Origin of the sequence: Rummeliibacillus sp. NPDC094406, from assembly GCF_044763875.1 — a bacterium.
Taxonomy (GTDB): domain Bacteria; phylum Bacillota; class Bacilli; order Bacillales_A; family Planococcaceae; genus Rummeliibacillus.
Window position 1 is genome coordinate 271534 of the sequence record NZ_JBIWGZ010000003.1, and the last position, 24697, is coordinate 296230.

General features: G+C 35.7%; 30 protein-coding genes. 4 read left to right on the plus strand and 26 right to left on the minus strand.

Annotated elements, in window-relative coordinates; genetic code table 11:
- Positions 1–712: 712 nt before the first annotated feature.
- From ACIQ4I_RS09725 to gpr, 5 genes are all read right to left on the minus strand, one after another.
- Positions 713–943 carry a hypothetical protein gene (locus ACIQ4I_RS09725; protein ID WP_403095727.1) on the minus strand — a complete coding sequence of 77 codons (231 nt, stop codon included), beginning with the start codon at positions 941–943 and terminating at the stop codon, positions 713–715.
- Between the two features lie 142 nt (positions 944–1085).
- The gene (locus ACIQ4I_RS09730) at positions 1086–1226 is read right to left on the minus strand and encodes a hypothetical protein (protein WP_403095728.1); all 141 of its coding nucleotides are present in this window, start codon (positions 1224–1226) and stop codon (positions 1086–1088) included.
- A 166-nt stretch (positions 1227–1392) separates the two neighbouring features.
- Positions 1393–3228: a translation elongation factor 4 gene (lepA, locus tag ACIQ4I_RS09735; RefSeq protein ID WP_403095730.1), complete on the minus strand. Its 1836-nt coding sequence runs from the start codon at positions 3226–3228 to the stop codon at positions 1393–1395.
- A 60-nt stretch (positions 3229–3288) separates the two neighbouring features.
- Positions 3289–4122 carry a stage II sporulation protein P gene (spoIIP, locus tag ACIQ4I_RS09740; protein WP_403095732.1) on the minus strand — a complete coding sequence of 278 codons (834 nt, stop codon included), beginning with the start codon at positions 4120–4122 and terminating at the stop codon, positions 3289–3291.
- A 52-nt stretch (positions 4123–4174) separates the two neighbouring features.
- Positions 4175–5182, minus strand: coding sequence for a GPR endopeptidase (gene gpr, locus ACIQ4I_RS09745; RefSeq protein WP_403095734.1), 1008 nt, complete (start codon positions 5180–5182; stop codon positions 4175–4177).
- Positions 5183–5345: 163 nt separating this feature from the next.
- Between gpr and rpsT the strand changes: the two genes are divergently transcribed.
- Positions 5346–5594 (plus strand): 30S ribosomal protein S20, encoded by a 249-nt coding sequence (gene rpsT / locus ACIQ4I_RS09750; protein ID WP_403095736.1) that lies wholly within the window; start codon positions 5346–5348, stop codon positions 5592–5594.
- Between the two features lie 215 nt (positions 5595–5809).
- Here rpsT and holA read toward each other — a convergent pair whose 3' ends face one another.
- Positions 5810–6820, minus strand: coding sequence for a DNA polymerase III subunit delta (gene holA, locus ACIQ4I_RS09755; protein WP_403095738.1), 1011 nt, complete (start codon positions 6818–6820; stop codon positions 5810–5812).
- 165 nt (positions 6821–6985) lie between these two features.
- On the opposite strand from holA, the gene ACIQ4I_RS09760 reads away from it, so the two are divergent.
- Positions 6986–7120: a YqzM family protein gene (locus tag ACIQ4I_RS09760; RefSeq protein WP_397539384.1), complete on the plus strand. Its 135-nt coding sequence runs from the start codon at positions 6986–6988 to the stop codon at positions 7118–7120.
- A 22-nt stretch (positions 7121–7142) separates the two neighbouring features.
- Here the strand turns inward: ACIQ4I_RS09760 and ACIQ4I_RS09765 are convergent, their stop codons facing one another.
- The 12 genes from ACIQ4I_RS09765 to ACIQ4I_RS09820 form a co-directional block, all read right to left on the minus strand.
- Entirely contained in the window at positions 7143–9323 is a 2181-nt protein-coding gene (locus ACIQ4I_RS09765) for a DNA internalization-related competence protein ComEC/Rec2 (protein WP_403095740.1), read from the minus strand.
- Between the two features lie 116 nt (positions 9324–9439).
- Positions 9440–10021 carry a ComE operon protein 2 gene (locus ACIQ4I_RS09770; protein ID WP_403095742.1) on the minus strand — a complete coding sequence of 194 codons (582 nt, stop codon included), beginning with the start codon at positions 10019–10021 and terminating at the stop codon, positions 9440–9442.
- An 89-nt stretch (positions 10022–10110) separates the two neighbouring features.
- Positions 10111–10815 (minus strand): helix-hairpin-helix domain-containing protein, encoded by a 705-nt coding sequence (locus ACIQ4I_RS09775; protein ID WP_403095744.1) that lies wholly within the window; start codon positions 10813–10815, stop codon positions 10111–10113.
- 70 nt (positions 10816–10885) lie between these two features.
- Positions 10886–11623 (minus strand): class I SAM-dependent DNA methyltransferase, encoded by a 738-nt coding sequence (locus ACIQ4I_RS09780; RefSeq protein ID WP_403095746.1) that lies wholly within the window; start codon positions 11621–11623, stop codon positions 10886–10888.
- The gene (gene rsfS, locus ACIQ4I_RS09785) at positions 11620–11970 is read right to left on the minus strand and encodes a ribosome silencing factor (protein ID WP_397539389.1); all 351 of its coding nucleotides are present in this window, start codon (positions 11968–11970) and stop codon (positions 11620–11622) included. Before rsfS ends, ACIQ4I_RS09780 begins: the two co-directional genes overlap by 4 nt.
- The gene (yqeK, locus tag ACIQ4I_RS09790; protein ID WP_403095747.1) at positions 11967–12548 is read right to left on the minus strand and encodes a bis(5'-nucleosyl)-tetraphosphatase (symmetrical) YqeK; all 582 of its coding nucleotides are present in this window, start codon (positions 12546–12548) and stop codon (positions 11967–11969) included. The genes rsfS and yqeK overlap by 4 nt, the downstream gene beginning before the upstream one ends.
- Positions 12535–13107, minus strand: a complete 573-nt coding sequence (locus tag ACIQ4I_RS09795; protein ID WP_403095749.1) for a nicotinate-nucleotide adenylyltransferase — start codon at positions 13105–13107, stop codon at positions 12535–12537. The genes yqeK and ACIQ4I_RS09795 overlap by 14 nt, the downstream gene beginning before the upstream one ends.
- A gap of 12 nt (positions 13108–13119) precedes the next feature.
- Positions 13120–13425 (minus strand): ribosome assembly RNA-binding protein YhbY, encoded by a 306-nt coding sequence (gene yhbY / locus ACIQ4I_RS09800; RefSeq protein ID WP_403095751.1) that lies wholly within the window; start codon positions 13423–13425, stop codon positions 13120–13122.
- Positions 13426–13429: 4 nt separating this feature from the next.
- Positions 13430–14263 (minus strand): shikimate dehydrogenase, encoded by an 834-nt coding sequence (gene aroE, locus ACIQ4I_RS09805; protein WP_403095753.1) that lies wholly within the window; start codon positions 14261–14263, stop codon positions 13430–13432.
- 11 nt (positions 14264–14274) lie between these two features.
- A complete protein-coding gene (gene yqeH / locus ACIQ4I_RS09810; protein ID WP_403095755.1) occupies positions 14275–15378 on the minus strand; it encodes a ribosome biogenesis GTPase YqeH in 1104 nt (367 codons plus the stop codon).
- A complete protein-coding gene (locus ACIQ4I_RS09815; protein ID WP_403096127.1) occupies positions 15378–15881 on the minus strand; it encodes a YqeG family HAD IIIA-type phosphatase in 504 nt (167 codons plus the stop codon). The genes yqeH and ACIQ4I_RS09815 overlap by 1 nt, the downstream gene beginning before the upstream one ends.
- Before the next feature lie 76 nt (positions 15882–15957).
- Positions 15958–16740 carry a phosphatidylserine decarboxylase gene (locus ACIQ4I_RS09820; RefSeq protein WP_403096128.1) on the minus strand — a complete coding sequence of 261 codons (783 nt, stop codon included), beginning with the start codon at positions 16738–16740 and terminating at the stop codon, positions 15958–15960.
- A gap of 91 nt (positions 16741–16831) precedes the next feature.
- On the opposite strand from ACIQ4I_RS09820, the gene pssA reads away from it, so the two are divergent.
- Positions 16832–17371, plus strand: coding sequence for a CDP-diacylglycerol--serine O-phosphatidyltransferase (pssA, locus tag ACIQ4I_RS09825; protein WP_403095757.1), 540 nt, complete (start codon positions 16832–16834; stop codon positions 17369–17371).
- A gap of 103 nt (positions 17372–17474) precedes the next feature.
- The gene (gene sigK, locus ACIQ4I_RS09830) at positions 17475–18173 is read left to right on the plus strand and encodes an RNA polymerase sporulation sigma factor SigK (RefSeq protein WP_403096129.1); all 699 of its coding nucleotides are present in this window, start codon (positions 17475–17477) and stop codon (positions 18171–18173) included.
- A 439-nt stretch (positions 18174–18612) separates the two neighbouring features.
- Here the strand turns inward: sigK and mtnN are convergent, their stop codons facing one another.
- The 8 genes from mtnN to ACIQ4I_RS09870 form a co-directional block, all read right to left on the minus strand.
- Positions 18613–19305 carry a 5'-methylthioadenosine/S-adenosylhomocysteine nucleosidase gene (gene mtnN / locus ACIQ4I_RS09835; RefSeq protein WP_403095759.1) on the minus strand — a complete coding sequence of 231 codons (693 nt, stop codon included), beginning with the start codon at positions 19303–19305 and terminating at the stop codon, positions 18613–18615.
- An 86-nt stretch (positions 19306–19391) separates the two neighbouring features.
- On the minus strand, positions 19392–20216 hold the full coding sequence (locus ACIQ4I_RS09840; protein WP_403095761.1) for a YrrS family protein: 825 nt from the start codon (positions 20214–20216) through the stop codon (positions 19392–19394).
- Between the two features lie 204 nt (positions 20217–20420).
- Positions 20421–20897: a transcription elongation factor GreA gene (gene greA, locus ACIQ4I_RS09845; protein ID WP_403095763.1), complete on the minus strand. Its 477-nt coding sequence runs from the start codon at positions 20895–20897 to the stop codon at positions 20421–20423.
- Between the two features lie 25 nt (positions 20898–20922).
- The gene (locus tag ACIQ4I_RS09850; protein ID WP_403095765.1) at positions 20923–21129 is read right to left on the minus strand and encodes a hypothetical protein; all 207 of its coding nucleotides are present in this window, start codon (positions 21127–21129) and stop codon (positions 20923–20925) included.
- A 53-nt stretch (positions 21130–21182) separates the two neighbouring features.
- Entirely contained in the window at positions 21183–21821 is a 639-nt protein-coding gene (gene udk, locus ACIQ4I_RS09855; protein ID WP_397539399.1) for a uridine kinase, read from the minus strand.
- A complete protein-coding gene (locus tag ACIQ4I_RS09860; protein WP_403096130.1) occupies positions 21821–23086 on the minus strand; it encodes a peptidase U32 family protein in 1266 nt (421 codons plus the stop codon). The genes udk and ACIQ4I_RS09860 overlap by 1 nt, the downstream gene beginning before the upstream one ends.
- Before the next feature lie 24 nt (positions 23087–23110).
- Positions 23111–24040, minus strand: coding sequence for a peptidase U32 family protein (locus ACIQ4I_RS09865; RefSeq protein ID WP_403095767.1), 930 nt, complete (start codon positions 24038–24040; stop codon positions 23111–23113).
- A gap of 6 nt (positions 24041–24046) precedes the next feature.
- Complete coding sequence (locus tag ACIQ4I_RS09870; protein ID WP_403095769.1) at positions 24047–24679, minus strand: O-methyltransferase; 633 nt, start codon at positions 24677–24679, stop codon at positions 24047–24049.
- Positions 24680–24697 lie beyond the last annotated feature (18 nt).

The following is a 24697-nucleotide window of genomic DNA, read 5'->3' on the forward strand; positions in this document are numbered from 1 at the left end:
CGATCTTACTGCCCGTTAATGCGGGATAAAGTGAAACTCCATCAGTGGGGTTTTCTTTTTCCCCACTGATGGTTAGTTGAACCAATCGGGCTTTTACGGGCAGTTATCTCCTCCTTCCTTCTTCGCTTCTCTCTCAATTTTGAAGTAGGAATCTTACTGCCCGTTAATGCGGGATAAAGTGAAACTCCATCAGTGGGGTTTTCTTTTTCCCCACTGATGGTTAGTTGAACCAATCGGGCTTTTACGGGCAGTTATCTCCTCCTTCCTTCTTCGCTTCTCTCTCAATTTTGAAGTAGGAATCTTACTGCCCGTTAATGCGGGATAAAGTGAAACTCCATCAGTGGGGTTTTCTTTTTCCCCACTGATGGTTAGTTGAACCAATCGGGCTTTTACGGGCAGTTATCTCCTCCTTCCTTCTTCGCTTCTCTCTCAATTTTGAAGTAGGAATCTTACTGCCCGTTAATGCGGGATAATTTCATACAAATTAACATTAGTAACATTAGATATAGTTTAATGTATTTCTCTCTATTATCAAAATGTCATGAATTATTCTATATGATAAAGAACTATCAAGCCCTTAAAAGTATGGAATGTATCCAATTGAAAACGACTCATAAGTTCTTTTCAAAGCTACTAAAATAACGTTTAGGTCCGGATTCCTTAGTTGGATTAAAAAAACCGTATGCTTTATTACATACGGCTTTGGACATTACTATTTTGAATATGTAAATCGATTTAAGTTAAAGCACTCATCACAAGCTACTTCAATTTCCATTACATCTTTTGATGTAAATATAAGTTTTGCAATATTACCTTCCATTTCACGTGCCGCATTTACTGTATGTGGTGTGATTGGTGGATTGAAATAAACAGCTTTCCATTCAAATTCATGACCACAATTAAAACATTGATGCGTGTTTTTTATCTTTTCAAGATTTTTCATGGGTATCGCCTCCATATCTATTATTTCATATTCAAAATTGAGATAACAGTAGATAAAGTGTCTATTTATGGAAACTTTTTGTCATCGGGGTTGTTCTGCTTTTAAATAAAAAAGGAAACGTAATAATACGCTTCCTTTCCCTCTATTTATATAAAAGTTTTTGCTGTTTTAGTTCTTCTATTTTATTTTGCATATGAGTGATGTGGCATTCAAAAGCCCAAAGCTTAACTTCGATTGATTTCATCAATCGTTCTAGACATTCAATATCTTCTTTAATAACCACAATATCACTCCTTCCTAAATGTCAATAATCACTATTCTAATAAAGAATAACTACCATGGTAAATAAAATATACTTTATATTCAATGTAACTATAAAATTCGACAAAGTTAGAATTACCCAAAAGAAAAAGAAGAGCCAATTCAGCTCTTCTTTCGATTAGAATATTTTATTTTTTAGGTTGATCGTCATCCATTTTCAATACTGCCATAAAGGCTTCTTGTGGAACTTCAACGGAACCTACTTGTTTCATACGTTTTTTACCTTCTTTTTGTTTTTCAAGAAGTTTTCGTTTACGAGAGATATCCCCACCATAACATTTTGCAAGTACGTTTTTACGCATTGCTTTAATGGTTGATCTTGCAACAATTTTCTGACCGATTGCAGCTTGTACTGGTACTTCGAACTGTTGACGTGGGATTAACTCTTTTAGTTTCTCTACAATTACTTTACCGCGTTCATATGCAAAGTCTTTGTGTACGATAAAGCTCAATGCATCCACTTGTTCGGCGTTTAGTAAAATATCCATTTTCACTAATTTTGATGGTTTATAACCAATCAATTCATAGTCAAATGATGCGTAGCCTTTGGTGCTAGATTTAAGTTGGTCAAAGAAATCATAGACGATTTCTGATAATGGAATTTCATAGAAAATATTCACACGTATTGTATCAATATAGTCCATTGTTAAGAAATTACCACGTTTTCGTTGACAGATTTCCATTACCGCTCCAACATAATCATTTGGCACCATAATGTTCGCTTTTACATAAGGCTCTTCAATACGATCGATTTTTTGAGGATCCGGCATCATAGATGGGTTGTCCACTTTTATTTCTTCACCATCTGTCATGTGCACATGGTAAATAACGCTTGGCGCTGTGGTGATTAAATCGATATTAAATTCACGTTCTATACGTTCTTGAATAATTTCCATATGAAGTAGACCTAAGAATCCACAGCGGAAACCAAATCCAAGTGCTTGTGAAGTCTCTGGTTCATATTGTAATGCAGAGTCATTTAACTCTAACTTTTCCAATGCTTCACGCAAATCATTATATCTAGCAGTATCGATTGGATATAAACCGCAATATACCATCGGATTCAATTTGCGATAACCAGGCAATGCTTCTGACGCTGGGTTATTTGCAAATGTAATGGTATCCCCTACACGAGTATCACCTACATTTTTGATGGAAGCAGTTAAATACCCAACATCTCCAACTGTTAAAAACTTAGTAGGTGTAATTTTCGGTGTATGTACACCGACTTCGATTACTTCGAATTCAGCACCTGTTGCCATCATACGAATCTTATCCCCAGGCTTAACAGTACCTTCTACAATTCGAATAGAAGTAATGACACCACGATATGCATCATAAACAGAGTCAAAAATAAGTGCTTGTAGAGGTGCTCCTGGATCTCCAAGTGGTGCTGGTACTTTTTCTACGATTTGTTCTAGAATATCTTCAATACCAATACCAGCTTTTGCTGAAGCTAAGACCGCTTCTGAAGCATCTAAACCAATTACATCTTCTATTTCTCCTCGAACACGTTCTGGATCAGCTGAAGGAAGGTCAATTTTATTGATGACTGGTAATATTTCAAGGTCATTATCTAAAGCAAGGTAAACGTTTGCTAAGGTCTGTGCCTCAATCCCTTGCGCAGCGTCAACAACTAAAATTGCCCCTTCACAAGCAGCTAAGCTTCTTGAAACTTCATATGTGAAATCGACATGTCCTGGAGTATCAATTAGATGTAAGATATAAGTTTCTCCATTTTTTGCTGTGTATTGTAATTGTACAGCATTTAATTTAATCGTAATTCCACGTTCTCTTTCTAGATCCATTGAATCTAGAAGCTGTTCTTTCATTTCACGTGCAGTTAATGCGTTTGTTTTCTCTAATATACGGTCTGCTAATGTTGATTTTCCGTGGTCAATATGAGCGATAATAGAGAAATTTCGTATATGTTCTTGACGTTTGATTAATTCTTCTCGATTCATGCGTTCCACTCCTAATTAAACTACTAGAATTATAGCAGTGATTCGCATTATATTGCAATGTTAGGATGATGTAGGTTCTACAAATGCTTCTTCAATAGCTCTTGCTAAAATCGCGATTGAACGGTTTAATTCTTCTTCGTTATTTTCAATACCACCAAGCTCAATCAAAATAACTTGTTTTGATAAGTCTTGGTTATAAATACCATTGACACCTGCGCCAGATTTCCTAATTACACCTCTTGATATCCCTGGAACTAGACTATTTAACTTTTTGGATAACTGTTCAGCATATGCTTCGTTTGCTTGGTATTGCTTGTTTTTGGCTCCGATGACAAATGCCATTCGAGCATACGCCATTCCTTTATAAGTAGTTGTAGTCGTTTTTCTTCCTGCAGAATCTCTATGAATATCCATGATTAAATTATAATCTTCTTTTTCAATCTGTTTCTTTACATAGGGACGGACTGCATCATATGCCTGGTAAAATACCATTTGCTGTTGTTTCATCACTTTCATAGTATCGACATTTAGAATGTCCGCATCAATATTGTTTTGTTTGAAGTGATTAACAAATGTTTCACTTAGAGTTTGGACATTCGTCGAGTCATTATTTACTGTGATGGCTTGCTGTCGTTTTTTTAGCATAGGATAATATGCTTCATGTGAGTGTGTAAAATAAATCAAGGTTTTAAAAGAAGTAGTTGGTTTTTGCTCCGAAACTTTTGTGGCGATTGTTTTGTTTGCTGCATATGCAATTTTGGTATCCTGCTTTGACGTTTCAATAACTGGTTTCTCTTCTGCCCAAAGCGGGATTTTCGCTGCAATGATAGGTAGTGAAAAAAAGATTGCTAAGAATAAAATACTAAATTTCCATCGTCGTTGCCGTCTTTGCATCCTATATCCCTCCTCCTGTTACTCTATGGAGAAGGGATCTTATTTAGAACCTCTAAGCGGCACTCAACCATCTTGTACAAACTTTTGCAAGCATGTTAACGTAGGCAGAAACCCAGTCATCAATATTTTTTGGAGTAACAAAAAGACGTTGTTGTCCAGTTAAAACTTCTTGGAAAAGTTGAAGGCGTTCATCTTTCTCCCACTTCACCCATTCGCCAAAAATCGGCAATAATGCATCTGTTGATATTGGTGTATTTTCATCTACCGAATAGGATGAAACGGATAAAGCAGATGAAGGTCTCTTTCCTTCTGATATTTTTGCTGAAATATATTTAAATAAAGATTCTACCGCATCTGTTATTAACACTGGACCATCTACTACTGTTGGTAATCCAATTGCTATTACAGGACATCCCATTGTTTCTTCAGAAATCTCTTTTCTTGCATTTCCTACTCCAGCGCCTGGTTGAATTCCGGTATTCGTAATTTGTACTGTCTTGCACAATCTATCACTAGAATTCGTCGCTAGCGCATCAATGACCACGATTAGGGATGGTTTAATATTTTCAGCAAGAGCCCTTACAAATTCACTTGTTTCGTATCCTGTTTGTGCTGTGACACCGGGAGCATAAATAATGCAATTCTCTTGAATCATAATATCTTGGTTATGCAATTGTTCAATGGTCAAGGGTCCTATAGCATCTGGTGTAATCGTACGATTTCCAAGGCCGATAATAAGCACTTTTTTTAGTTGCTCCTTGGTATGCAATTTTTGAAGCACTTTAATAATATTTTCTTCAAAAATTTCAAGTCCCTCTTGATCGTATGCTTCTAATGATGGAACTGATAATGTGACATAAGTTCCTTCTTTTTTTCCTATATGCTCTTCTCCTTCTTTTGAAACGGTCACTTGTGTTATTTTTACGATTTCCTCCCAATTTTCTTGTATGTCTATACCATTAGATTCCCTTAATGTTGCACGTTCTTCTTCTGTTTTATGTTTAATATATGCTTCAGTTTCATCTACTAGGTCTGTTGTTGACCATTGGAAATTTTCCATAATCTCACCTCATTCCTAGTGTGTACATTGTGTCAAGTAAATATTCTTTGCATTTCTCTCTTGATTTTTCTACTCGGATTTTGCTATAATGATGCTTGTTGTATAGACACATGAAACAGTTGAGAATTTACTCATCTCGATCCTTTTTAGGAGGTGAACATTAATGCCAAACATTAAATCTGCAATCAAACGCGTTAAAACTAACGCTACTGCTAACACACAAAACGCACAAGTAAAATCTGCTATGCGTACTGCTGTGAAAAAAGCGGATGCTGCATTAGTTGCAAAAGATGAAAACGCAAAAGAACTTTTAAGTGTTGCTGTTAAATCATTAGATAAAGCAGCTTCTAAAGGCTTAATCCACAAAAACGCAGCTTCTCGTCAAAAAGCTCGTTTAATGAAAAAAGCTTAATCCAATATGGATTCAAAAAGACTAGAGAATTTCTCTAGTCTTTTTTTGTGTACAAGCGTCAGCTATATAGATTTCTTTGATATGAGCTATGTTAAAATTTTATTTTATGAGCCCGCATGCTAAGTATTCCTTTCTAATAGCAACATTCAAATTTATAGTTCTTAGATATAAAAAAGAGCTAGCTCATCACTAGCTCTCACCATTATATGTAACTTCTATAATGGCTTCATCAAGAATAATTCTAAAAATCTTTCCCGTTTACCTCCCATAGATTTCAATTGTAAATCAACTTCACTTAGCCCGTATAATGCTTTTAACAACGATTCATCTGATACGCTGCGTCGATCCTCCACAATTCTTTTCACACGGTAAGGGTTTACTTTTAGCTGTTTTGAAATTTGTTGGGGATGATATCCTTTTGTTAGTAAATAATAGACATTAGACATTAAACGAACTTGAGAGGCTAACAGTGCAACAAGCATAATAGGCTCTTGCTTTTGACGTATCAAATCATGATAGATTGATAATGCTTCCGACACATCATGGCGCATATAAGCATTAAGCATTTTAAAAGCATCTTGTTCTAATGTTTTGGCCACTAATTCCTCTACCAAAGAGTAGGAGATATTTGCATCTTCACCAAGATATAAACAAATTTTCTCAATTTCAGATCGCAAATGTAACATATCCATCCCAACCATTTCTATTAGTTTGGATGTAGCTTCATCATTAATGGCCTTTCCTTGAGCTGATACCTCATTTTGCACCCAAACGCTTAAATCCTGCTCTTTTGGCGTTTCTGCCAGCATATACACAGCATGTTCTTTCATTTGTTTAGTAACCTTTTTGCGCTCATCAAGCTTTTCATATGGGGCAACGAAAATAGTAACAGATGTATCTGAAGGAAATTCAAGCCACTTTGCAAGTCTTGTTAAATCATGATTTATCTTTTCTTTTGTCTTGTCTGTTGCCTTCAAAAATGAGGCATTCTTTGCAATAATTAATTTCTTACTAGAGAAAAAAGGAATTGTATCCGACTCATCAATCACAAAATCTACAGGCTTTTCATCAAGATCAATGGTAATCGTTTCGATTTCTCCTTCTTCCTCAAGTTTTATTTTAATACGTCGAATGGTCTCATCTATAAAATAGGATTCAAGTCCAGCTAATAAATAAACTGGTGCTATTCTCCCCTTTTGAATATCATTCCATAATTTTGAAAACATTTTTGTCCTCCTAGCACTTCACTAGTTCTAGTATACATTCATTTTTTATAATCTGCGAGTATGGACAAATTGTGTCAAATTCTGCCTAATGTCTTAAAATTTCCATTCAATATAGCTTTTTTGTAGGCGTTACCGTATAATAAAAACGAATTAGGAGGGATATCAATGAATCCATTTGAAAAAGATGTACAATGCAAAAGAAACGATGCTCTTGATTCAGGCGTAGGCTTTGGCGTATCATTCGTATTCTTCGCACTTATGTTCATTATTGCAACTGTAATTGACTACGTGAATTTGTAAGAGTCTACCCGAAAAAGCTTTGTCACTTGGACAAAGCTTTTTTCTTTTCTATTAATTGAGCTGTCGTCATAATATCCCACCTATTTTTGGTCACATTCATCTCTATAGTCCCGACTTCTGCTGTATTTAGTGTGGGTAATTCCAGACGATTGTACCGCTCAACTACTTCTTTACTAGGATGTCCGTATCGATTGTTTAATCCAGTAGAAAAAATAGTCAGTATTGGTTTCGTTGCTTCCAAAAATGGTTCTGCACTCGATGTTTTACTACCATGATGCCCTGCTTTTAAAATCGTCAGATGCTCTAAAGATTGTGTTTTATTTTTGACAAGCTGTAATTCCCCTTCCTCTTCTAAATCACCAGTGAGAAGCAATTTAAAAGCTCCATAACGTAACAAGAGGACAAGTGAATCATTATTTCCTTCATAATGAGTGTCTGTTGGTGTTAGATATTCAAAATAGACATCTCCCTCTCGCCATTTCTCACCTACCATTTTCTCTTTCAATGGAATCCTTTTCTTTTTCACCAGTTCTATCACATCACGCATTACGGGCTTCTCCCATGAACTTGGCGTAATATGAATCTCTTTTACACGGATTTCTTCCATCACTTCTTCAGCACCCTCTACATGATCAGCATCCGCATGAGTCATTATCAATGTATTAACCAATCGAATTCCACGCCCTTTTAGATAAGGCACAACAATTTTCCGCCCCACCTCAAATTCAATTTTCGATTGTTTCCACTTATCCTGATCAAATCGCAGAAGCCCCCCTGTATCGATAACATAAACCTTTTTACGATAAGGTAGCTCAATTATGGCACTATCCCCTTGTCCTACATTTAAAAATGTTATGCGAACATCCTTATGCATACTGGGTGCGATATGAATCACGAACACAGGGATTATGATACATAATGTTGCCATAAAATAATTCCTTTTCTCGAAATATACAAATGCCGCTAATATACCTATAAATGCCATACAACATACAATCACGCTCGGCCTTCCAGTAACCCACATTTGATATGGAATTGCTTGCAGCCACATAATACACTTCGTAACAAGCTCCCTTAAAGGTTCATATACGAAAAATAGTAATTGTGCGAGTGGTTGGAATATTGAAGTTAAACCCAATAAAATAATATTAATCGGCAAAATGATAAATGAAAAAAGCGGAACAAAAATAATATTAGCTAAAAAAGATGACAAACTTAATTCAAAAAAGTGATAGATGAGTAGTGGATATACTAACAATTGACATACTATTGTCATATAGAAGGATTGTAATATAGCGTTTTGTGTTGATTGTAAGATAGCGCTCGAAAATATAAGAGCCACTGTTGCTAGATAAGAAAGTTGAAATCCAATTTGAAAAATAATACTAGGTTGATATAAAACTAATAGGATAAAGCTTAATGACAATGCATCATCTATTGATAATTTTGAAGAGAAAACTTTACTGATCATCAACATTTCCACCACTATTACAGAACGCCATACAGAAGGCGCTCCTCCAGCGATACATGCATAGATAGGTAATGCAATCATAATAACCAAACTAGCATGCTCTCGCCTTATATGAAGCCTTAGTAGCAGTTCGTAGACTAATAGTGATACAAGTGCCACATGAAGTCCTGAAATGGCAAACAAATGGGTAATACCGAGTTTTTGATAGGCTCTATTTAAGTCTTGGTCAACATTTTCTTGGTCACCAATTAATAATGATTGTGCTTCTGCTACAAGACTTTCTGGGAAAGTTTTCTCAATATGTTTTTTAACATAAAATCGTTGTTTCGCTAAAATAGCTGCAAGTGAATTTTCTCTTTTTATATAAGTTGCTTGATCGATTTCATAGATTCCTTGAGCAGCATGACTTTTAATATAATTTTCCATAGAAAATGCATATTGATGAGCTGGCAAGGTAGGAGGTACTAATTCACCTTTCACTTGAAATGTATATCCACTTAAAGATATCTGTTCATACTTCTCTTTTTCCTGCTGTGATCGAAATGTTTGAACTGCATATACTTTTGCACCGTTTTCAAGCTTTGCAAATCCCCTTAATTTTGATCCATTGATTGTATAAGCATCTGTCCATGTTAAAGTTGTATTTTTAGGAATGGGTTGGTTTCTATGTTGTAGTGTTTGTGAGGTATAGAAGTAAGTAGAAAAAGAGATGATTACAAGAGCTGTAATCATCCAAGCGCGTTCTTTTTTCCACCATAAAAATAGACTAAAAGGGATTATTAGGCCAAGTAGCCACAAATTTAGATGTGCAGCCACAGAAGCCAGTAATATTACGAGAGCAATGTAAATTATTTTATGTCTAATGTTGATAGACCGAATAATTCTTCCACCTTCTGTTCATAAGGTTCCAATTCCTCAAGTGTTGCACCATGTTCGCGAAGTTTTGCCAATAAATCTACATAAAGTGCAATTTTCTCATTACTTAAAAAGTCAATTTTTCGTTCATCGAATGGAACATGCACGATATTTACCCCTGCTTGTTCTAACAATTCAACAGCATATGGATTATTCTTGTAGTCAGTTGCATAGTATAAGTTTTTGATTCCTGCTTGAATAATTGATTTTGTGCAAGGTAAGCATGGGAAATGGCTTACATATAAATCTGCTCCATTTGTGGGTGTACCATATTTTGCGCATTGTAATAATGCATTTACTTCTGCATGTACTGTACGAACACAATGGTTATCGACAACATAGCATCCTTTATCAATGCAATGATCATCGCCAGAAATCGAGCCATTGTATCCTCCAGCTATAATCCGTTTATCACGAACAATTGTTGCACCTACTGATAGTCTTGTACAAGTACTTCTTAAAGCTAGCAAATGGCTTTGTGCCATGAAAAATTGGTTCCATGTAATACGCTCCATATAAATGCCTCCTGAATAGATCTTCTTCTATCAGTTTAGATATAGATTGCATCTTTTTCAACAGTCAATATTGCTAATTATCTATTGAATTACTGTATTGTTAGATAATCTTTTAAAGATTCAAACGTTTTTTCACCAATTCCTGTTACATTTTTTAAGTCTTCAATGGTTTTAAATGGTCCATTTTCTGTTCGATAGGCAATAATTGCTTTAGCCTTAGCTGGTCCTATTCCATTAAGTGTTGTAAGGCCCGATTCGTCTGCAGTATTAATATTAACTAAATCTGATTTCGCTGTATTCATAGTTCCATCTTGCGTTGATGGTACGGACGTCGTTGTTTCAGCTGAAGAGACTGCTAAAACTTCTTCTACTTTTTCACCTTTTTGTGGAACATAGATAACCATTTCATCTTGCAGTTTTTGAGCATGATTAATCTGCCTGGATTGAGCATTCTTGGCATATCCTCCTGCAAGCAGAATCGCATCAATCACACGGCTATCTGCATCTAGTTTGTAGACACCAGGGTTTTTGACCGCTCCCTTTACATCTACCATAATTGAGGTTGTTGCAACGACACCTTGTTCCTTTATGCCCTTTTGCTCAGATTCAGTTTTTGTTTCGGGTTCTTCCATATTAAGTTGTTTTTCTTTTTCGATTGTAGAGAAAAGCTCGTCCTGTGGGGGTGTGGACGATTGATTGGAGATATAAAACACGATAATACATAAAAGTATCACAATGGGGATGCCATACTTTTTGCCATTTTTCTTCAAAAAAGAAGGAATTAGCTCGCACATCCTTTCTGATCAGAAGGCGATTTATACGAAGCTAATTCCAATATAAATGATTTTCCAATATTTGAAAAGACTATTTTATGGCACGGAAGAAAATTCTTTCAGATTTTTCGGTCGGTGTTTTTGAAGAAAAGTCTGCTGTAATCGTAATATCAGTAAAACCTGCTTGTTGTAACATGTTCACATATGTTTGTATTTCATAAGTTCTTTGGTAATGATATTCTTCGAATCGTTCAAACAAACGATTGTCTTGTTGTACATAGAACACCATATCATGATGTACGGAATGAGGTGCATCGCCAGCTTCAGTTACCCATAAATAAGTAATTTCACCATCATCATAAGTAAATGGAGAATTCATGAAGATTTCGTTCATTTTAAATAATGAATGCACATCAAAGAACAATTGTCCACCTACTCTAAGTGATTGATAAACATGAGATAAGGTTTGTTGTACCTCTTCTTGTTCTTGTACATAATTGATCGAATCAATTGGAATTGTTATAACATCAAGATTTTCAAACCCTTCTAGTTCGTCCATTGACATACAAAATAAAGGTACATCGATCCCTTGTAACATAAATCGTTCAGCTGCTATCGTAAGCATCTCTTCGGATAAGTCAACACCGCATACTTCGTATCCTAATGCAGCAAATTTAGCAGCCATGGTACCTGTTCCACAACCGATATCTAATAGCTTTTTATATTCCGTAGCTGGCGCATATTTTGCAATCCAATGAATATAGTCATCATATGGAATATCAGTCATTAATGTGTCATATACTTCTGCAAATCTACCGTAGCTACTCATTCAGCATCCACTGCTAAGAATTTTTCAGGTGCATCGCCCCATAAACGTTCTAAATTATAGTATTGTCGTTCATCTTTATGGAAAACGTGACATACTACATCACCTAAATCCACTAGAATCCAGCGAGCTGAATCGAATCCTTCAATACGTTTTACTTCATAGCCGGCTTTGTGAGCTGCATCAGCAATTTCACGTGCGATTGCTTGTGATTGACGATCTGAATTACCGTGGCAAATTAAAAAGTAATCTGCTAGTAATGAGATTCCTTGCATATTTAATACAACAATATCTTCTGCACGTTTGTCATCTGCTGCTTTAAAAGCGATATCTAATAATGTATTTGTCATTCTTTCACTTGTCCTTTCTTTTGCAACAATAAATCGTTATAGCATTCAAACGAATCAGGGAATACCGGTTGATGTTTACTTATTAAAAATGAAATAGAGTGTGCTATACATTTAATCATCAAATCGTGTAAATCTAACTCTTCAGATGCTTTTCGAAGTTCATCGACACCTGGAAATTTCCGATTAGGCTCGATCATATCTGCAATATAGACTATTTTTTCTAAATTACTTTGCCCTACTCGCCCAGTTGTATGGTAACGAATCGCATTTAACATATCTTCATCAGTTACATTAAATTCTGTTTTAGCTACATAAGCACCTACAGGACCATGCCATAATTCATGATGATATTGAAGCAAAGTTGGATCCATTTGTCGTTCAACAATGGTTTGCCTCATCCATTCACGGTCTGCATATTTACATGAATCATGCAAAATAGCTGCTACTTCTGCTTTTTTAGAATCCTCTCCAAAACGCATTGCAAGCTTTATGGCTGTATCCGTCACACCAATTGTATGGATATAACGCTTTTCAGGCATACGGTCTTTCATCGCTAATAATAATTCATCGCGTTCCATATAAACCTTCCTCTCGTATATACTGTTCAACGGCTGTCGGCACTAGAAATGTCACAGTTCGTCCTTCTTTTAAGCGATTGCGAATCATCGTAGAAGATAAATCCATAAGCGGTGCTTCTATTAGCTGCACTGGAAGTTTTGTTATGCCTACAGTACCTGGTCGATGCACACCAACAAATTGGACTAACTCAGTTAGTTCTTGAATATGGTACCACTCATCGAGCATATCAATCATATCGCCACCAATGATAAAATAGAATTCTGTATCGGGTTCAAGGGAAGTTAATCCTCTTAAAGTATCATATGAATAAGATACTCCACCACGCTCAATTTCATACGGTTCTATTTTAAAATAAGGTATAGACTGAATGGCTAGTTCTGTCATATGCAATCTGTCTTTTGCTGTGGCATCCTCAGGTTTTACTTTATGTGGAGGTACTGCATTCGGCATAAAACGTACTTCATCTAATCCTAAAACATCATATGCTTCATTTGCCATTAAGAGATGTGCCATATGAGGAGGATTAAATGTACCGCCAAGAAGACCTACTTTTTTCATTTCATCAAATCCTTATTTCGCTTTTGGTAATTCAATTTTGCGATGTTCACGTTTTGATGCTTGTTTATATAAAACAACTGTTAACCCAATAAGTTGAACAAGTTCAGCATTTGTTCCCTCAGCTAATTGTTCAGCTACTTCGTGTTTGTCTACTTCACAGTTGTCTAAAATACGTACTTTCAATAATTCACGTACTTCTAATGCTTGTTTAATCTGAACAAGCATTGCTTCATTTACCCCACCCTTCCCAACTTGGAAAATTGGTTGTAAATGATGTGCCTCAGCACGTAAAAAACGTTTTTGTTTACCTGTTAACATGTAATTAATTTCCTCCTAATTGCTCAAGCAATAAGTCGCTTACGACTTCTGCTTTCGGATACGTCCCTGTCCAGTAACTATAAGCAAGTGCACCCTGATGGATAAACATGCCAAGTCCTGTGACAACAGTCGCTCCTTTTTTCTTTGCTTCTTTTAAAAATGGTGTCATTAAAGGATTATACACAATATCTGCAACAATTGCAGTGGTCGATAATTGTTTCATTGAAAACGGTAATGTAAATTCACTATGATTCAAACCCGCTGACGTCGTTTGCACGAGAATTTCAAATTGTTCTAGTTGCTCTGCAGCTTCATTCAATGAAATAGCTTTAGCTTCAATGCCTAGCTCATCACAAATAACTTTTGCCTTTGAGACAGTTCGATTTGCAATCGTAATATGTGTATAGCCTGTAGCAACAAGTGCAAACGCAATTCCTCGAGCAGCTCCACCTGCGCCAATAACTAACACACGTTTGTTTCGATGACCATTGCCAACTTCTTTTTCTAAAGAACGAACGAAGCCTAAGCCGTCTGTATTATAACCTTTATATGTGCCATCTGGTTGTTTTACCACAGTATTCACTGCGCCCATTTTTTGAGCTGATTCATCGAGCTCATCTAAGTACGGAATGATTTTCTCTTTATGTGGGATCGTAATATTCCAACCACTACAACCCAGTGTTTTTAGAGCTACTACTGATTGTTCTAAGTTCTCTGGTAAAACATGAACCGGAATATAACTAGCATCTCGATTTTCTTCTGCCATCCAAGCATTATGCATTAGTGGTGACATCGAATGCTCGATTGGATCTCCAATAACTGCGTACCAATTTCTCAAAACAATTCCCCCTATATTAATGAAGGGCGAACCTGAACTTCTACGCCTTCTGGGGCATATGCTGCAACTACGACATTCGGATCTTGAATAGTAATCCAACCAAGACCTGAGAATATAATATCTGTTTTTGCTTCTTTAATCGAAAACTCATGACGTACTAATTTTGGTAGTTGATCAATATACTTTTCAGATGGTGGAGCAAGTAATTCGCCTTTATGATTTGCGTATAATTCATCTGCATTTTCTAATTTTGTGCGGTGAATATTCAAATCATTTGCAATATGCACTGTAAACGCTGATCTCTTTCCTTGTATGAAATCAAAACGAGCTAAAGCACCGACAAATAATGTTTGTTCTGGATTCAGCTGGAATACTTTTGGCTTGATTTCTTTTTTAGGCATAATAAATTTCAATTCAGATGGATCCAAATAATGTGCCATTTGATGGTGATTAATGATCCCTGGCGTATCATAAATTGCATGTCCATCATCTAAAGGAATCTCAATCATATCAAGCGTTGTACCTGGGAAGTAGGAGGTTGTAATAATATCACCAGCACCTGTAGCTTGTTTGATGATGCGGTTGATAAATGTTGACTTCCCTACATTTGTACATCCAACAACATAGACATCCTGCCCTCTACGGTATTCATTGATTGCTTCCATCGCTTCTTGCATGCCTTTGCCTTTATGGGCACTTACAAGTAATACATCAATTGGTTTAAGTCCAAGTGCTTTTGCTTCACGTTTTAACCAATTGATCACTTTTTGTTTCTTTACAGATTTAGGAAGCAAATCCGCCTTATTTGCAATTAGTAGAACTGGATTGTTACCCACGAAACGATGTAACCCCGGCAACCAGCTACCATTAAAGTCGAAAATATCTACAATTTTCACAATCAAACCTTTATGTTTGCCTAGACCGTTTAAGATTCGCAGGAAATCGTCATCTGTTAATGACACAGGTTGAAGTTCATTGTAGTTTTTCAAACGGAAGCAACGTTGGCATACGATATCTTCCTTTTCTAAAGAAGATACAGGTGCATATCCTGGTGCGTTTTTGTCTTCTGTTTGGATTTGTGTACCACAGCCGATACAATGTGGCATTTCGTTCATTATTTTTCCTCCCAAGTTTTAATACCTTTTTTACTTAAATATTTATAAACACGTCGTTCGATAAAACGATTAAATCGTGTTACAAAACCATCTGATTGAGCAACCGGCTTCACTAAAATGGTGTGTAGTTTACTTCGATTTGCACCCATCACATCTGTCAGCATTTGATCACCTAACATCAAGACTTCTTCTGGTTTCATATTGAGCAGTTCAAGCGCTCTTCTAAAACCTCTCGCAAGCGGTTTTTGAGCTTTGAAAATATAAGGAATCCCTAATGGATCAGCAAATTTTTTGACACGTGGTTCTTTATTGTTAGACAAAATAACAATTTGAATTCCATTATCATGCAATTTTTTGAACCATTCAATCAGCTCTTCTGTTGCATCTGGTCGGTCCCATTCAATTAAAGTGTTATCAAGATCTGTTATAATCCCTTTAATGCCCATTTGCTTCAGCTTTTCCGGCGTTATTTCGAAAATTGAATGAGCAAATTCCTTTGGCATAATCAATTTATACAAATTTTTTCCCCTATTCTTAATGTACTTCTTTTTTCAAACGTGCTACAGCTAACTTTATAAATTATAACATATGTGCGAATGCTTGACCCACCTGGATATGCGTACCTTGCACAACATTATCTAAAAATTGTACGCTGTTTTCGTTAAACAACATAACAATGGTTGAACCAAAGCTAAAATATCCAACTTCTTCACCTTTGTTCCAATTATCTGACGTATTCGTTATATGAATCGAATTAACAAACATCGCACCTACTTTAATAAATGCACAGCGTGAACCATTTTCAGTAACCAATTCTGAAATTTGTCGGTAATTTTTTGAGATTGGTTGGTTACCATAAGTTAAGCCTAGGCCATTGACTGGATAAGATTTTCGACCAAGAGTAAATTGTCTGACTACCTTAGCATCAATTGGACTATGGAACCTATGATAATCTGCAGGGCTTAAATAAAAAACTATATATTTTCCATTAATATAGTTATTTACAATTTCTTCTTTACCTAGCAAATCTTTTAAATCGTATGTTTTCCCTTTCACGTAAAAAATTGTATTTTTTTCAACATCTCCAAATGATTCGATTTTTGCATCAACAGGGCTAGTGTATACATTTTTCCCTTCCGCAATAAGACGTGTATCTTCACTTAATTGGCGGATAAAGAAATCATGAAGATTTTGAAAGGTTTCTTGTTTTTCTGAAACCTCATCCAGTTTAATACCGTATATATTAATGTAAGAAGAAATTATTTTTTTACTAATTCGTGATGTAGTAAAATGTTGTAACAGGAAGGATGACCATCTACCGTTTGTTAATTCGACTATTGATCGATAAAGTTTTTCTCTAATCAATTTTATACCTCATTCTTAAAAAGTTTTACAGCTACACCCAAAAAGCAGTATAATGTAATAATACTGAACAAAAAAGGAGTGCTGTCCATTGTTTCTTATTCAAAAAGTGGATACCACAATTAAAAAAATGAAATCACACTTAGCTAACTTAATTACAATCGGAAATATCTCATTCGGTGGTGCATCTATTATGGCTACCATAAATGAATCATATAACAATGCTGTCTTGTTTATTTTCATTGCCGCATTTTTAGATCGTTATGATGGTAAAATTGCACGGAAATTTAATCAAGAATCAGAGTTAGGAAAGCAATTAGATTCCATGAGTGATATTATATCATTTGGTGTGGCTCCTGCGTTACTGATGTATGAAATGACATTAAAGGATTATGGTACAATCGGCATGATTGTTGCTGTGTTATACATCGCTTGTGGAGCATTCAGACTTGCTAGATTTAATATTACAGAATCTAATGGATACTTCTGTGGTTTACCGATTACTGCCGCAGGTGCAATTTTAACTGTATCCTTTTTCTTTATCCCGATTATTTCAACAGTATTTTATATGTTTTTGTTCCCGCTATTATCGATTCTTATGATTAGTACATTTTCATTAAAAAAAGTTTGAGAAATATTTTCAAATGACCTGCCTTTGCAGGTCATTTTTTTGTTGTAAAAAGGTAGTTCTTGTCATATGTTGTATTATTAACAATCACGAAAGGATGACGACAATCAGTACCCTTTTAACAGCCATCCTACAGCTTTGGGTTGAACTCCCTGTCATTCTTGGCTATTTAAAAGGGCAATCATTTCCACAGCCCTTTACAAAGGAAGAAGAAGCAGACTGTCTTGAGCGTTTTTTAAATGGCGATGAATCGGCAAAACTGGAGCTTATAGAAAGAAATATGCGGTTAGTAGCTCACGTCGTAAAGAAATTCCATCCAAAACATGAGCAATTAGATGATTATATCTCTATCGGGACAATTGGTTTAATGAAAGCAGTAGCAAGTTTTACACCACAGAAAAAAACGAGGTTAGCCACTTATGCTGCTCGTTGTATCGAAAATGAAATATTAATGCATTTGAGAAGCCAGAAAAAAGTACAAAAAGATGTTTCACTTTATGAAACAATTGGATCTGATAAGGATGGCAATCCCCTTGAAATTGCAGATTTCCTACAAAGTGATGATCCATCAACTGAGCAACAAATTGAACGACGTGAAGAGGAACAAAGATTATATGAACACTTAGATCTACTGGATGAAAGAGAATTGTCCATTATTCAACAACGCTATGGTCTTGGTCAGCAAGACGCAAAAACGCAAAAAGAGATTGCACAAGAAATGAAAATCTCTAGAAGTTATGTAAGTCGGATCGAGAAAAGAGCTCTTATTAAATTGTATCAACATTTCAAACGAAAAAAAACATGAAGGAAGAGAAAAGAAAAAAACTGGATTAAAAAAGGAGTTACCCAATGTCGCTGTGGGTAACTCTTTTTTATATTTCTAAAACGGCAGAAAAGCCGTCTCCGTTTTTACTACCTATCTAGCTTTACACGTCAGCTTTTCAGTCCAAATAACGTTCCTCTTGGAGTGTAATTCCTGCTGGTCGAGAAGAATATTTGACCGACTAAAAGGGCAACTTCCGTTTTTTATTTAGTTTGTTGAAACTTCAGATACCATAACCAGACTTAAGACTGCTGTAATAGCTACAGCAGATACCATAATGAATGTCATATTAGACCCTCCCAACATCCCTAGAATGAAGTACCTTAACTACCTTTATCATATCACTCTAAAGATGTATTGAAGCGGGACCTTTTTGAACATCTGCTGTCAAATCTATGACGAAATTATGACAGCCACATAATTATAATTTAGAAATTACTTTTAATACGATTTGTGTTGAATGTTTAGCTGCAACTGGTAAAAACTCATCAAAGCTAACATTCGATTCTTTTCCAGCAATATCAGATAATGCACGGATAACTACAAATGGTGTACCAAATTGATAACATACTTGTGCTACAGCTGCTGCTTCCATTTCTACAGCTTTCATTGTTGGAAAGTAGCCGCGTACCATTTCAACTCGTTCAGGATCATTCATAAAGGAATCTCCTGTTGTAATTAAACCAACTGCATATTGGTGTTCACCAATTTCTGTTACCGCTTCTTCAGCAAGTTTCATAAGTTTTTCAAATGATTTGAAAGCTGCTGGCATTTGTGGCACTTGTCCTATTTCATAGCCAAAAATGGTTACATCTACGTCATGATGACGTACTTCATCTGAAATAACGATCGCACCAACTTCTAAATTTTCATCATAGCCACCCGCAGATCCAGTATTAATCACAACATCTGGTTTGTATTCATTCAGTAAAATGGTCGTAGACATTGCGGCATTCACTTTACCAATCCCACTTTTCAACAAAATGATATCATGACCTGCATATGTACCTTCTGTATATTCACTATTTGCAATTGTTTTAGTTGAAGTATTTTCAAGTGTATTTCTTAATAATTCTACTTCTTCTTCCATTGCACCAATGACAGCAATTTTCATCTAATTCTTCCTCTCTTTTGTGACACTATTCTCAAGATAAACAAAAGACGGCTATCCGTCAAGAAATGGATAACCGTCTTAGCATATTAATATGCACCTTTATACGATTTTAGTACTTCTAATTTTGTTGGTTGCCATCCTTCATTTGTTACCCATTTCAAAGAAACACGGTAACTTTTCTTTTTATCTTTTGATGAAACAATCCCTATTGAAGTATCAGGGCTACCGCCATTTTTTACATACCAAACAATCATATCATTTTCATCTAAACCTGTAGTTGTTGCAATTGTTTTAATTTTTTCTTTCCAGTCTACAGAACCTTTATCATAACTTGATGTATGTGTACTGCCATCATCTTTTTGGGCAGTTTTTGTAGGTTTCCAATTTGAATCCGTAATTACTTTTTGTACATTTTGGTCATTAGATGACTCCGTAGTTGCGGTTTTACTTACCTCATAGTTGTAATTAGAATTTGTAGAAGTGTCAGATGATGAAGTATTACTGTTACTTCCAGTCGCTACTTCTGTATTATTTTGTTCGGTAGAATTAGAATTAGTAGAATCTTGATTTGTTTCGGTAGAAGTCACACCTTGATTTTCATCTTGCTGATTAGTAGATTCTTCTTTTGCTTTTTCAGCCTGTTTTGCTTTCTCTTTTTCTAGCTCTTTTGAATCTTTCTCTACTATATTTTCATCTTTTTCATCAGTGTCTTGTTTTACGTTTTTTTCGACTTTGTTATTGTTTGCAGATTCTTTGTCTTTTGAGCCCCCAATAACGATGACACCAGCAACAATTAGTATTAGTACGACCACAATACCAATTAGCACATTTAAAATTTTATCCATCTTTCGTTTTCCTGTGTTCTTTGGCTTTTTTTCTCCTGGGTTATATCGACGTCTAATTTCAGCCATATGTATCCCCCCTAAACATCTCTTTATATAGTGACGAGTTCAAGGTTACCCTACTCGTCTTTAAGATTATCATAACATACAATTAGAAACTCCTTCTAGCCCTAGTCAAAAACACGACTAATGTCATCTATATGAAAGCTTAATAGAAAATATTCTAAACAAAAAAGCCCACCCATAACAGGTGAGCTTCTAACCAATTAAAAGTTATTTTATTGAAACGATTTCAACATCCATATCTCCACCAGGAGTTGAGATTTTCACTCTATTTCCTACTTTATTGCCCATTAAGGCTTTGGCAATTGGTGAATCATTTGAAATACGACCTTCAAATGGATCTGCTTCTGCAGAACCTACAATTGTGTAAGTTTCTTCATCTTCATCAGGAAGTTCTTTAAAAGTTACTGTACGACCGATTGTAACGATATCAGAAGCACTTGTACCCTCTTCAATAATCATTGCATTACGAATCATAGTTTGAAGAAGTGAAATACGACCTTCTACGAAACCTTGTTCGTCTTTTGCTGCATCGTATTCAGAGTTTTCGGAAAGGTCACCGAAACCACGTGCAATTTTAATGCGTTCTACAACTTCTTTACGTTTTGTAGTAATTAAGTAATCTAATTCTTCTTCCAATTTTTGCTTACCAGCAGCAGTCATTGGATATTGTTTTTCAGTTGACAATAGTGTTCACTCCTTAAGTTACATCTTAACTTAATGGCTCTGTTAATCTATACTGTTGTTTTTGTGAAGAATCCGCTCCCATTCCGCCGAATTGTTCATGTGCCACCGCCTCGTGCAAGCACGACTCTGTAGTCTCGTTTGACCAATCATCCGACAGGTGTGTCACTACTTCTTCACAACAAAGACTTTTAACATAGCCTAACTTAATAAAAATACTATGCCACAACTTCATAAAGAATGCGACATAGTTTCAAAAAGTATATTTGCTAATCAATTACCATGATATTACACAATACTATCAGTTTCAAGGATTGTTTTTATTTTTGTTACCATTAAATCAATCGCCACTTCATTTTGTCCGCCTTCAGGAATAATTATATCTGCATAGCGTTTTGTTGGCTCGATAAATTGATTATGCATAGGACGAACAACTGATAGATATTGTTCAATAACTGAGTCCATTGAACGTCCTCGTTCATTAATATCCCTTAAAATACGTCGAATAATACGTAAATCTGCATCAGTATCAACAAATAATTTTATATCCATTAAATCACGAAGACGTGAATCACTCAATACAAGAATACCTTCTAGAATAATAACATCTTGTGGATCAATGTGAATTGTTTCTGTTGAACGTGTATGAAGTGCGTAGTCGTATACTGGCTTTTCAATCGCTTGACGATCAAGTAAACGTTTGACATCTTCAACTAATAATTCTGTATCGAAAGCATTTGGATGATCATAGTTTGTTTCTAAACGTTGTTCAAATTCCAAATGGCTTTGGTCTTTATAATAGTAATCTTGTTCAATTACAACTACTGAATGTTCTTTAAATACATCATGAATGGCATGGGTTACACTTGTTTTACCTGAACCAGAACCTCCAGCAATACCGATCACAACTGGACGTTTACTTCCCATTATCGCATCTCCTTGCGCATCATATTATGCGGATATAGTTTTTGTTCACATTTAAAGCGAACAATTTGTAATGGGTGTCGTGCAGCATCTAGTGAAACTCCATCTTCATCCCAAACTTCGTCTATTACAACTGTAAAGTTTTCAATTTCAGGGCCAAAGAATTCCACTTCATCACCTGGTTTGAAGTAATTACGTTGTTGTAATGTAACCATTTTTGTATCTTCATCGTACTCTAAAACCATACCTACGAAGTCGAATTTTGTTTGCTTTCCGTGCTCTCCAAACATTTGTTGTTCATAGCCAGGTGCACCTTCAAAGAATGATGATGCTGTTTCACGGTTCGCACATTTATCTAATTCTTCTAACCATTCTCTTTTAATCTTAAAGTTATCAGGATCAGCACAATAAGCATCGATTACTTTACGATAAACACTAACTACTGTTGCGATATAGTGAATGGATTTCATACGTCCTTCAACTTTTAATGAATCAATGCCTAATTCAATAATTTTCGGTATTGATTCGATTAATTTTAAGTCTTTTGGACTCATTGCAAAGGCTTCATCCCCTGCATCGTATAATGGCTTTTCCTCACCATCTTCCACAGCATACAAATCATAATCCCAACGACATGATTGGCAGCAACCACCACGATTAGAGTCACGAGCTGTCATGTGGTTAGATAGTACACAACGTCCGGAATAAGCGATACACATTGCACCATGAACGAATGATTCAATTTCGATATCGACTTTTTCTTTCATCAATTTGATTTCTTCTGCACCTGTTTCACGTGCAAGTACAACACGTTCTAAACCTTCTTCTTTCCAATATTGGACAGCTTTCCAGTTAGTAAGCGATTGTTGTGTACTTAGGTGTATTTCAAGTTTTGGTGCAACTTGTTTACATGTTTCAATAATTAATGGGTCAGCTACGATAATACCTGCTGCACCTGCATTTTCAAGAGCACGTAAATAATCCTCAAGTCCATCCATGTTTTCGTTATGAGCAAAGATATTTGTTGTTATATATATTCTTGCTCCGTATTTTTTGGCAAATTCTACACCTTCATGAATTTCTTCAATTGAGAAGTTACCCGCATTGGAACGAAGACCGAACTCTTGTCCACCAATAAACACAGCATCAGCTCCGTAGTGGACAGCAATTTTCAATTTTTCCAAATTACCTGCAGGAGCTAATAGCTCAGGCTTTTTGACGATGACTCTCTTGCCATCACGAATTTCACTAATATGATCATTTTGCATTAATGTCATGTGGTCTCCTCCTTCCTAATAAACGGTTTCTTTAAAGAAGAAGCCAGTATCAAGTGGTCGAAGCTCTGGTTGAATCTCTTCAATTTTCGCTAATAATTCTTCTTTAATATCAAAATAAGTATCTTGTGAATCAGCATATGCATCAATTGCTTTACGATAACATTCTGTAACTGTTACAGCATAATCTTCAGTTTGCAATACACCTTCGATTTTAAATGTGTCAATGTCTGCTTCAAATAGTTCATCTAATTCATCGATAATGCACATATCATTTGGACTATAGATATGTGTACCATTTAAATCTTCATAGATTGGGTATTTGCTATTACGTTCTTTGTCATGCAAGAACATATTACGCGCTTCTTTACGGTTTTCAACTTCCATCGCTTTTCCTTCATACAGGAAATAATGGCCGAGTAGTGGACGTTTTGATTGGAACATACAAGTCATACCATGTACTTGTACTTCGATTTCAACTTCAGCATTCTCTTTAATCTCTACGATTTCATCTATACCAAGTTCACGTGCAAGTATAGCGCGAGTTGCTCCACGTTTTCCCCAATAATTTGCTTGGAACCAGTTTGTTGCAATTGTTTCTGGATTCCAATGTAATGGAATTTCAATGCCAGCTTCACGTTTCGCAATAATAACAGCGGGGTCGCCAAAGACGATTGCATCGACACCAATTTCCGCTAATTTTTGCATATATGGTGCAAGGCCGTCTACACGGTCGTTATGGTAAATCGCATTCATGGCTACATATACTTTTTTACCTGCATCATGTATCAATTTTGTAGCTTCTTTAACTTGTTCAATAGTGAATTCTCCTGCTAAACGTAAACCAAATTGTTGTTCACCTATTAAAAAAGCATCTGCTCCCGCTTGGATAAGTGCTTTAATGTGTTCAACAGATTGTGGTGTCACGAGTAATTCAGGTTTCTTCATAAGTGGTCACCTCTTAATACAAATCAATAAACCATCACCAACAGGGAAGAATGTAGATTGATATTCTGGATTCGCAATAATCCATTCCGCAAATTGGTGTAAGTTTCTAATCATTGTTCTTTTTCTTCTCGGTACATCTTTCATATCTAAGTTGGAAAGACCGTGCATATACATATTATCGATGTATAAAATACCGCCTTTTTTAACTAGTGGGCTATATTTTTCAAAAAACTTTTTATACTGTCCCTTCGCCGCATCAATAAAAACAGCATCAAAAGATGGATAGATACTTCTGACATCCACTTCTAACGCGTCTCCTTCAAGTAACACAATATTATCTTTCACTGTGGATCTAGAAAGAAATTGCTTTGCTTGTTCAATCCGTGTTTCATCACGTTCGATTGTTACAATTTTAGATTGTGGCAATGTTTCTGCCATTCGAATTGCTGAATAACCAATTGCGCTACCGATTTCTAAGATTGTGGCGGGATTTTGTATACGAAGCATTTGAAGTAAGATTTCAATCGCTGGTAATTGCATAATAGGAACATAATTTTCTTCTGCAAATTGTTCCATCTCCATTAGCAATACAGATCGTGGTTGAATGAAGGATTTTGTATATGCATCCGAAATAGCCATACATCGCTCACTCCTAAA